The organism is Microbacterium sp. Bi128 (genome assembly GCF_918698205.1).
Window position 1 is genome coordinate 1 of record NZ_CAKKMM010000128.1, and the last position, 10296, is coordinate 10296.

7 protein-coding genes are annotated in these 10296 nt (G+C 69.5%); 4 read left to right on the plus strand and 3 right to left on the minus strand.

The genetic code is table 11. The features are described 5' to 3' along the window. Positions 1-227: aminotransferase class V-fold PLP-dependent enzyme (locus LQV45_RS11210; protein WP_230007090.1), on the minus strand; the 227-nt coding region annotated here is incomplete at its 3' end. Between the two features lie 47 nt (positions 228-274). On the opposite strand from LQV45_RS11210, the gene glgX reads away from it, so the two are divergent. The 3 genes from glgX (at position 275) to glgB (ending at position 6672) form a co-directional block, all read left to right on the plus strand. Then, a complete protein-coding gene (gene glgX, locus LQV45_RS11215; protein WP_230007091.1) occupies positions 275-2365 on the plus strand; it encodes a glycogen debranching protein GlgX in 2091 nt (696 codons plus the stop codon). Positions 2366-2449: 84 nt separating this feature from the next. Beyond that, positions 2450-4537: a maltotransferase domain-containing protein gene (locus LQV45_RS11220; protein WP_374208187.1), complete on the plus strand. Its 2088-nt coding sequence runs from the start codon at positions 2450-2452 to the stop codon at positions 4535-4537. Next, positions 4534-6672 (plus strand): 1,4-alpha-glucan branching protein GlgB, encoded by a 2139-nt coding sequence (gene glgB / locus LQV45_RS11225; RefSeq protein WP_230007092.1) that lies wholly within the window; start codon positions 4534-4536, stop codon positions 6670-6672. The genes LQV45_RS11220 and glgB overlap by 4 nt, the downstream gene beginning before the upstream one ends. A gap of 58 nt (positions 6673-6730) precedes the next feature. Here the strand turns inward: glgB and LQV45_RS11230 are convergent, their stop codons facing one another. Both LQV45_RS11230 and LQV45_RS11235 read right to left on the minus strand, forming a co-directional pair. Then, the gene (locus tag LQV45_RS11230) at positions 6731-7669 is read right to left on the minus strand and encodes a tetratricopeptide repeat protein (protein WP_230007093.1); all 939 of its coding nucleotides are present in this window, start codon (positions 7667-7669) and stop codon (positions 6731-6733) included. Then, positions 7666-9468 carry a glycosyl transferase gene (locus tag LQV45_RS11235; protein WP_230007094.1) on the minus strand — a complete coding sequence of 601 codons (1803 nt, stop codon included), beginning with the start codon at positions 9466-9468 and terminating at the stop codon, positions 7666-7668. Before LQV45_RS11235 ends, LQV45_RS11230 begins: the two co-directional genes overlap by 4 nt. 174 nt (positions 9469-9642) lie before the next feature. Between LQV45_RS11235 and LQV45_RS11240 the strand changes: the two genes are divergently transcribed. Then, positions 9643-10296, plus strand: a 654-nt coding sequence (locus LQV45_RS11240) for an AI-2E family transporter (RefSeq protein WP_230007095.1), incomplete at its 3' end; no start/stop codon positions are given.

A 10296-nucleotide genomic window follows, 5' to 3' on the forward strand; every position in this document is an offset into this window, starting at 1 on the left:
GCCAGGTTCGCCGCCTCTGTGCCGCTCGAGGTCAGGACGACCTCGATCGGTTGGCATCCGAGCACGTCGGCGAGCTGCTCGCGGGCATCCTCGAGCAGACGCCGCGCGGCCTGTCCGGCCCCGTGGATCGACGACGGGTTGCCCAGCACCTCGTGGGCGGAGAGCCACGCGTCCCGGGCTTCCGGTCGAAGCGGGGTGGTGGCCGCGTGGTCGAGATAGACCGGCATTCGCCCTCCCCGGTGTCCCGTGCGTGTCCTTCACTACCCTAGGACGCATGGTCCCACCCGAAGCGGCCCTCTCGCCGCGCCCTGCCCTCCTCGCCCCGTCTCTCGACGACCTCGGCGTGCGGCTCGGCCCCGACGGCGGAACCCTGCGGGTGTGGTCGGCGAACGCCGACACGATGCACCTGGTCGTCTTCGACGACGTCGACCTCGACTGGGCCGTCGAGACGCTCCCGATGACCCGCGTCGGCGACAGCGTGTTCGAGGCCTCCACTCCGCTCCTGCGCCCGGGGGCGCGCTACGCGGTGCGGGCGGGCGGTCCGCTGGGTCCCGGCAACACCTTCAACCCGCAGTCGCTGCTCATCGAGCCGTATTCGCGGGGCCTCGTCTCGGGCGGCTTCGGCGACTGGCGGTCGGTGGTCGTCGACGGCGGGTTCGATTGGGGCGGAGCGACCAAGCCGCGGGTGCCGATGGACCGCACCGTCATCTACGAGGGCCACGTGAAGGGCCTCAGCAAGCGGCATCCGGACGTGCCTCCGGCCCTCCACGGCACGTATGCCGGTCTCGCCCACCCGGCGATGATCGAGCACTTCCGCTCGCTGGGCATCACGAGCGTCGAGCTCCTGCCCGTCCACGCGTTCGCCACCGAACCTCGCCTGCTGCAGCTCGGGCTGACCAACTACTGGGGCTACAACTCGCTGAACTTCTTCACACCGCACGCCGGCTACGCCACCGCCGCGAGCCGCGCCGAGGGGCCGGAGGCGGTGCTCCGGGAGTTCAAGGGAATGGTCAAGCTCCTGCACGAAGCCGGCCTCGAGGTGATCCTCGACGTGGTCTACAACCACACCGCCGAAGAGGGCATCGGCGGTCCGCGCACCGGTCTGCGCGGCCTGGACAATCGTTCGTACTACCGGCAGACCGACGAGGGCGCGTACATCGACGAGACCGGGTGCGGCAACGCCGTGAACACGGCGACGGATGCCGCGGCGCGTCTGGTGCTCGACTCGTTGCGGTACTGGGCGAACGACGTCCAGATCGACGGGTTCCGGTTCGACCTGGCCGTGACGCTCGGACGCGATGAGCATCACTCCTTCACTCCCGATCACCCCCTGCTGCAGGCCATCCGCGACGACGAGAGCCTCGCGGGGACCAAGCTCATCGCCGAGCCGTGGGACGTCGGAATGGGCGGCTGGCAGACCGGCAACTTCGGCGACGGCTGGCACGAGTGGAACGACCGGTACCGCGACCGGGTGCGCAACTTCTGGCTCAGCGACATCGACTACGCCCGTCGCGCCGACACGGCACCGGTGGGCATCGGCGGCTTCGCGACGCGCCTGGCGGGGTCGTCCAACACGTTCTCCGAGGAACGCGGACCGCTCGCGAGCGTCAACTTCGTCACTGCCCACGACGGCTTCACGCTGCGCGATCTGGTGTCGTACGACGTCAAGCACAACCTCGGCAACGGCGAACAGAACCGCGACGGCGCGGACACGAACCGTTCCTACAATCACGGCGCCGAAGGAAAGACGGACGACCCGCGCATCCTCGCCACGCGCCGCAAGGCGATGCGCAACCTCCTGGGCACGCTGCTGCTCTCGGCGGGCGTGCCGATGATCACCGCGGGCGACGAGATGGGGCGCACCCAGCGCGGCAACAACAACGCCTACTGTCACGACTCGTCCCTCACCTGGCTCTCGTGGGACCTCGCCCCGTGGCAGCAGGACCTCTTCGCCCACACGCAGCGTCTGCTCGCCCTGCGGCGCGAGAATCCGGCGTTGCGTCCCCGCCACTTCGCCCGCCTCGGCGAACGCATCCCGTCCGCGTCGGTGATGGACTGGTTCGACGAGCACGGCGACACGATGTCGAGCGAGCGCTGGACGAATCCCTCCCACCGGACGCTGCAGTACCTCGCCACCTCGACGCCCGAGGACGAGGATCTCAACCGCATCCTGCTCGTCGTGCACGGCAACGAGCGCCCCGTCGAGGTGACGCTCCCGGTCCTGGACGACGACGTCGAGTACGTCTCGCTGTGGTCGAGCGCCGACGAATCCCCCCAGCACGACACGCCCCGTTTCCTCCCCGGAGATGTCGTCCCGTTCGCGGAGACGTCCATGCGTCTGTTCCGCGTCGACGCCCGCGACTGAGCACCGTGCCTCCGACTCGCCGACCTGTCAAGACCCGGGGCAAGCCCTGCGGGAACGTCGTCCCCCCACGGTAGGTTCGGACTCGTGGCCACCACGACGACGATCCCCTCGCCCGTTTCCCCTTGGCGCAGCGGCGCCTCGATCCCGGTGCGTCCGGTCAAACCGACGCTCTCGACGAAGAGGGTCGTGACTCCGCGCATCCCCCTGGCACTGCCCCATCCGCAGGTGCCGGGCGGACGGTTCCGACCGTCGGCGTTCGTCGGCGAGGCCGTCCCGTTCACCGTCACGGCCTTCCGAGAAGGCCACGACCGCATCGGCGTCCACGTGCGTCTGTTCTCGCCCTCGGGCGACGAGTCCCTGCACCGCCTGTCGCCGCTCAACGACGGCTTCGACCGGTGGAGCACCCTGGTCGCTCCGCTCGAGCAGGGCGTGTGGCGGTTCCGCTTCGAGGCGTTCGCCGATGACTTCGCCACGTGGGAGCACGCCGCCGACGTCAAGATCGCCGCCGGCGTCGACGCGGCGCTCATGCGCGAGATGGGCGCGCAGCTGTTCGACCGCGCCCGCGGAGAGAAGAAGCGTCCCGGCAGCGACAAAGACCTGCTGTACGCCGCCGATCGGACGCTGCGCGACCCCGACACCCACGACGACATCGCGCTCCAGGTCGTACGAGACCCCGAGATCGCGGCCCTGTTCGCCGCCCGGCCCATGATGAGCCTCGTGTCCGTCGGGAAGGACGCCGAGCTCCTCGTCGAGCGCGAGCGCGCCGGTGTGGGCGCTTGGTACGAGTTCTTCCCCCGCTCCGAGGGCGCCATGCGCGCCGAGGACGGATCGGTGATCAGCGGGACGTTCCGCACCGCCGTCGACCGACTGCCCGGCGTGGCCGGCATGGGTTTCGACGTCCTGTACCTCCCGCCGATCCACCCGATCGGCGAACGCAACCGTAAGGGTCCGAACAACACCCTCGTGACGGCCCCCGGCGACCCGGGGTCCCCGTGGGCCATCGGCGGGCCGGCGGGTGGTCACGACACCGTGCACCCCGACCTCGGCACTCTCGAGGACTTCCGCGCCTTCGTCGTCGCGGCGCGCGAGAACGGCATCGAGGTCGCGCTCGACCTGGCCCTGCAGGCCTCGCCCGACCACCCCTGGGTGACCGAGCACCCGGAGTGGTTCACGACGCTCCCCGACGGCTCGATCGCCTATGCCGAGAACCCGCCGAAGAAGTACCAGGACATCTACCCGGTGAACTTCGACAACGATCCCGACGGGATCCGCGCCGAGGTCTTGCGCATCGTCCGCCACTGGATCGCCCAGGGCGTGCGCATCTTCCGTGTCGACAACCCCCACACCAAGCCCCTGCAGTTCTGGGAGTGGCTGATCGCCACGGTCAGCGCCGAAGACCCCGACGTCGTGTTCCTGGCCGAGGCCTTCACGCGTCCGGCTCCGCTGCAGGGACTCGCGATGGCCGGGTTCCAGCAGAGCTACACGTACTTCACCTGGCGGAACACGAAGGAGGAGCTCGAGGAGTTCTTCGCCGGCCTCGCCCACGACACGGCCGACTTCCTGCGTCCGAACCTGTTCGTCAACACTCCCGACATCCTCACCGAGTACCTGCAGTTCGGCGGACGTCCGGCGTACAAGATCCGCGCCGCCCTCGCGGCCACCGCGGCTCCGACGTACGGCGTCTACGCCGGGTACGAGCTGTACGAGAACGTCGCGCGTCCGGGGTCGGAAGAGAACATCGACAACGAGAAGTACGAGTACAAATTCCGCGACTGGTCCGGTGCCGAAGCGTCCGGCGACTCCCTGGCGCCGTATCTGCGCCGCCTCAACGGCATCCGCCGCGACCACCCCGCGCTGCTCCAGCTGCGCAATCTCCACGTGCAGTGGAGCGACGACGAGGCGATCCTGGTCTACGCCAAACACCTGGATGCCGCGCTGTCGCCGACCGGCGCGTCGGACACGATCATCGTCGTGGCCAACGTCGACCCGCACTCCGCACGCGAGACGACGGTCCACCTCGACACCACGCTCTGGGGCGTCGAACCGGGCGCGCCGTTCGAGGTCGAAGACCTCGTGACCGGCCAGGTCTGGACGTGGACCGACCACAACTTCGTGCGCCTGGACGCATTCGCCGAACCCGTGCACATCCTGCACGTGAAGGAGACACGATGACCGCTCTTCCCCCCGAACTCCTGGATGCCGTCGCCCACGGCGCCCACCACGACCCGCACAGCGTCCTCGGCGTGCACGAGACAGCGGACGGCTGGGTGATCCGCACCCGACGACCGCTCGCCCGCGACGTGGTCGCCGAGTTCGCCGACGGGTCCACCCTCGCCCTCGCCCACCTCCGCGCGGGCGTCTGGGAGGGAACCCAGGCCGATGCTCCGGGCCGCTACCGTGTGCACGCGACCTACGACGGCGGCGGCGACCATCTCGCCGACGACGGCTATCGGCACGCGCCGTCGGTCGGCGAGCTCGACCTGCACCTGATCTCGGAGGGGCGCCACGAAGAGCTGTGGCGCGTGCTCGGAGCGCACGTGCGCGAGCTCGACGGGTCTGCCGGAACGGCGTTCACCGTGTGGGCACCCGACGCCCGCGCCGTACGCGTCATCGGCGACTTCAACGGGTGGGACGGCTCGGGCAGTGCGATGCGCTCGATGGGTGGGAGCGGCGTCTGGGAGCTCTTCCTCCCCGAGGTCGGTGTCGGAGCGCGCTACAAGTTCGAGATCCTCACCCGCGCGGGCGCCTGGATCCAGAAGGCCGATCCGATGGCCCGCCTCGCCGAGGTCCCCCCGGCCACCGCCTCCGTGGTGACCGCGTCCGACTACCGCTGGGCGGACGACGAGTGGATCGAGGAGCGATCGACCACCGCGCCGATCGACCGGCCCATGTCGATCTACGAACTGCACTTCGCGTCGTGGCGCCCGGGTCTGTCGTACCGCGACGGGGCCGACGAGATCATCGACTACGTCACCGCCCAGGGATTCACGCACGTCGAGTTCCTCCCGCTGTCCGAGCACCCGTTCGGCGGGTCGTGGGGCTATCAGGTCTCGGGCTACTACGCCCCCACCAGCCGTTTCGGCGACCCCGACGATCTCCGGTATCTGATCGACCGTCTGCACCAAGCGGGCATCGGCGTGATCATGGACTGGGTCCCCGGTCACTTCCCCAAGGACGAGTTCGCTCTCGCCCGGTTCGACGGCGAGCCGCTCTACGAGCACCCCGACCCCCGCCGCGGCGAGCACAAGGACTGGGGCACGCTCATCTTCGACTACGGCCGCAACGAGGTGCGCAACTTCCTCGTCGCCAACGCGCTGTACTGGTTCGAAGAGTTCCACGTCGACGGACTGCGCGTGGATGCCGTGGCATCCATGCTCTACCTCGATTACTCCCGCAACGAGGGTGAGTGGGCCCCGAACCAGTTCGGTGGGCGCGAGAACCTCGAGGCCATCCGGTTCCTACAGGAAGTCAATGCCACCGCCTACAAGCGGTACCCGGGCATCGCCATGATCGCCGAGGAGTCGACCAGCTTTCCGGGGGTCACCGCACCCACGGCCCACGCCGGCCTCGGTTTCGGCTTCAAGTGGAACATGGGCTGGATGAACGATTCGCTCCAGTACATCGCGCGCGACCCCATGTATCGCTCGCACCACGAGGGCGAGTTGTCCTTCTCGTTCGTGTACGCGTTCAGCGAGAACTTCATCCTCCCCATCAGCCACGACGAGGTCGTGCACGGCAAGGGCAGCCTCTTCGGCCGGATGCCGGGCGACCACTGGCAGAAGCTCGCGAACATGCGGGCGTTCCTGGCCTACATGTGGGGTCACCCCGGCAAGCAGCTGCTGTTCATGGGCCAGGAGTTCGGCCAGATGTCGGAGTGGTCGGAGTCGCGCGGTCTCGACTGGTGGATGCTCGACCAGCCTTCGCACGCGCAGCTGCACTCGTTCGTCGCCGAGCTGAACCGGGTCTACCGCGCGCACGCGCCCCTGTGGTCGCGCGACCACGACGGAGCCGCGTTCTCGCGCCTGGGCGCTCCGGCGTGGAACCCGAACGTCCTCGCCTTCGCCCGCCGCGACCACCACGGCAACACGGTCGCCGTGGTGTGCAACTTCTCCGGCGTCCCGCTCGGCGACTTCCCCCTCGACCTGCCCGAGGCCGGCACGTGGACGGAAGTGCTCAACAGCGATGCCGAGGCGTTCGGCGGCTCGGGTCAGGGCAACCTCGGCTCGGTCACGACCGACGCCCGCGGGAGCGCCGTCCTCACGGTCCCGCCGCTCGGCGTCCTCTGGCTGCACCACCGCGCCGGCTGACACCGCGCACCGCGACACGACGAAGGCCCTGTCCGGAGACAGGGCCTTCGTCGTTCGGTCAGAACAAGAGGGATGCCAGGCGCGAACGAGCCCGGATGACGCGGGCGTCCTCATCGCCGACGAGACCGAAGAGGTCCAGCAGGCGCTCACGCACCGGGGCACGATCCTCGGACGGCAGCGAGGCGAACAGGTCGAGCAGCCGCGCGAAGGCGTCGTCGACGTGTCCGCCGGCGACGTCGAGGTCGGCCACGAGGAACTGCGCCTCGAGGTCGGTCGGTGCCGCGGCTGCCGCGGCCCGTGCGGCCTGCAGATCCGCACCCTGCACGCGATCGAGCAGCCGCACCTGGCCGAGCCCGGCGCGCGCGTCGGCGTCGCGGGGGTTCTCTTCGAGGGCACGCTCGTAGGCCGCGATGGCGCGGGGGTAGTCGCCCTCTTCGATGGCGGCGAACGCTTCGGCGTGCAGGGGCGGCAGAGGGGCCTCGGCGGGTTCCTCCACCGCGTCCTCCGCACCCTCGACGGGCACCGTACCGGTGACGCCGTGCTGCGCGGCCAGCTGCAGCAGCTGGGCGAACACCTCGCGCACCTGCTGTTCGGGGACGGCGCCGGTGAACAGCGGCACGGGCTGTCCGGCCACGAGGGCCACGACCATGGGGATGGACTGCGCGCGGAAGCCCTGAGCGAGCTGCGGGTTGGCGTCGACGTCGACCTTCGCCAGCACGACCTTGCCCGCCAGCTCGGTCACGACCTTCTCGAGGACGGGGCTCAGCTGCTTGCACGGGCCGCACCACTCGGCCCAGAGGTCGACGACGACCGGCACGCTGCGCGAGAGCTCGAGGACCTGAGCGAACGACGCGTCGGTCACGTCGAACACGAGCGACGACGCGGGCGCCGCCGCGGACGCACCTGCGGCGGGCTCGGCGGGCGGCTGCGGACGGTTGCGCAGCGACGACAGGTCGACGGCTCCGCGCAGGACGGATCCGGGGGTGGGAGTGCTCACGGAGACACCTTCGCTTCGAGGAGGCTGGATCGGTAGCCCAGGAGCCGGATCTTGTCGTCCGATCCCTGGCTGGGCACGTAGAAGAAGATCTGGTCGGTGTACGTCGTGGTGAAGCCCGTCGCCGACTGGTCGACGCCGGTCAGTGCCTTCACCGCGGGGTTGTTGTCGAGCTTGATGACGGCATCCGCATTCGTCGGCTTGGCGGTGTCGCTCTCGTACACGTTGACCGCGACGATCGCACCGGTGTCGAGAGTCGCGAGGGCGATGGGCGACGCGGGGCCCGCGGAAGCCGCGAAGCTGATCTCGGCGGTGCCCTGACCCGTCTGGTTCAGCTCGTCCGTGCGCTTGCGCTTGTTGTCCTCGATCGCCGGCAGGAGCAGGTCGTTCGCGGTGTCGAACAATGCCCACGACGGGCTGTTCTGACCGTTGTTGATCAGATCGGCGTACGCCGCGGCCACCTGATCCGGGGCCATGACGAGGAACGAGGAGTCCGGCGGCACCTGCGTCGCCCCCACGTAGGGAGCGGCCAATTCCGGCAGGTTCGTGGATGCCTCGAGGTTGCCGATGTAGGACACGCGGTACTCCGACCACGGGTCGTCCTGGGTCATCATCATGATCGACGTCGTCGGGGCGGCGGTGTCGCCGGATTCGACCACGGTCATGACGGTGCGCGGCCAGCCGCCCGTCGTCTGCGGCAGGATGATCTGCACCGGATCCGCGGGAATCGCCGGAAGCGCCGGGCGATCCGGAAGGGCGGCGCGCAGGGTGTAGTTGGTCTTGCGCTCGGCCAGGGCGGGCCCGGTCAGGCGCGTCTCGGCCGCGGCGACGTCGAGTGCGGCGTCGGCCTGGCCCATGGTCGTGGCGATGCGCGAGACGATGCTCTCGGCCTGCGACTCGGTGACCACGGGCGGGAACTGTCCCTCGGGCACGATGACCGTCGGTGTCGGACTGGGGCTCTCGCTCGCGGCGATCTGCGGCCACGCGTCCGCGGAGCAGCCGGCGAACAGCGCCGCCGACAGACCCAGCGCGGGGACGGCGATCAACGCACGACGCCGCGGTCCCAGCGGCCGTCGGCCCCGACGATCGGGCGACGAGCTGATCACGCCCTTCTTAGCGGCGTCGGCATCGGCGATCGAGATCGGTTCTGTGACCGGCAGGGGCAGACCCTTGCGACGCGGACGGCGGGAGCGGCGGACGTGACGGATGCCGAGCAGGTACAGCACAATGCCCGCGAGGAGCGCGACGGCTCCCCCGGCGATCAACGGCCCCGCCCAGGGCGTGGAGTTGTCGATCGGCCACGTGAGCGTGACGTCGGAGGGCGCCGGAGCGGTCCCGTCGCTCGCAACGAGGACGCTCATGTCGGCCGGCAGCTGCAGCGTCGTCGCGAGCGACCCGGTCTGCTGGAACTCATCGAGCCACAGGTCGGAGCCAGCGGGTGTGCGTGCGGCGGTGGCCTCTGCCGCGGGGCTCGTGGTCGACGCGCGCACGAGACCCGTCGTGACGGCGTTCTCGGCGCCGAGGGTCACGGCCGTGTAGGGGACATCGGCGAGCCAGGCCCGCATGTCGGCGGTGCGACCGTACGAGACGAAGACCTCGCCGTCGCCGGCGACGCGGAGCGATTGCGCCCCCGGCAGGCTGCCGAGGACCGCACCGTCGATCAGCGTGTACGCCGTCGAACCGTCGGTCTGAATCGTCTCCGTGGCCTCGGAAGGCCCCTGGAAGACGGTGCGCTGAGCGATGCCCGCGCCGATCATGGCTGCGGCGATGACGAACGCCACCACGGCCCAGACGAATCTCACGCTACACACCATCCCCACCGGCGACTCGGGCGGCCACCGAAGAATCGACGTTTCAGACTAGCTGAGGCCGGCTGAAAGTTCGCGGCGAGGCCCGGCGGTGCCGTGACCACGCTCGCGCTCAGTATCCTTTCGACACGGGCGCGGTCGCGTCCTCCGGAGGCAGGAGTCGCCAGGATGAAGATCCACAATCCCTTCAGAGTCGCATTGCTCGCGACCCTCGGCGTCGGAGTCGGCCTCCTGGTCATCGGGAGCGTCCAGAACCTGTCGACGATCCTGCTCTACGTGGGGACCGCGCTGTTCCTCTCGCTGGGTCTGGATCCCGTGGTGTCGTTCCTCGAACGCCGCGGGCTGCCGCGGTGGGCCGCCGTGCTCCTGACGATCCTCGGGGTGCTGGGCATCTTCGCCGGGATCATCATCATGGTCGTTCCGATCATCGTCAGCCAGATCACGCAGCTTGTCGGGCAGATCGAAGCGCTTTTGCGGCCGGAGCAGTGGAACCAGCTCGTCGTGAACGTGCAGGACTGGGCCACCACGACGTTCCCCTGGCTCCGGCTCGACGAGGTGTGGGCCGGCGTCCAGCACTGGTTCTCCACGCTCGATGTGGGCTCGATCTCGACGATGGTCGGCAACAGCCTGCTCACGGTCGGTGGGGCGCTGGCGGCGGGACTCGGCGGGGCATTCATCGTGCTCATCCTCACGATCTACTTCACGGCGTCGACTCCGTCGCTGAAGTCCGCGGTGTACCAGCTCGTCCCGGCATCCAAGCGCGCCCGCTTCATCGAACTGTCCGAGAAGATCACCGATTCGGTGGGTTACTACGTCATGGGT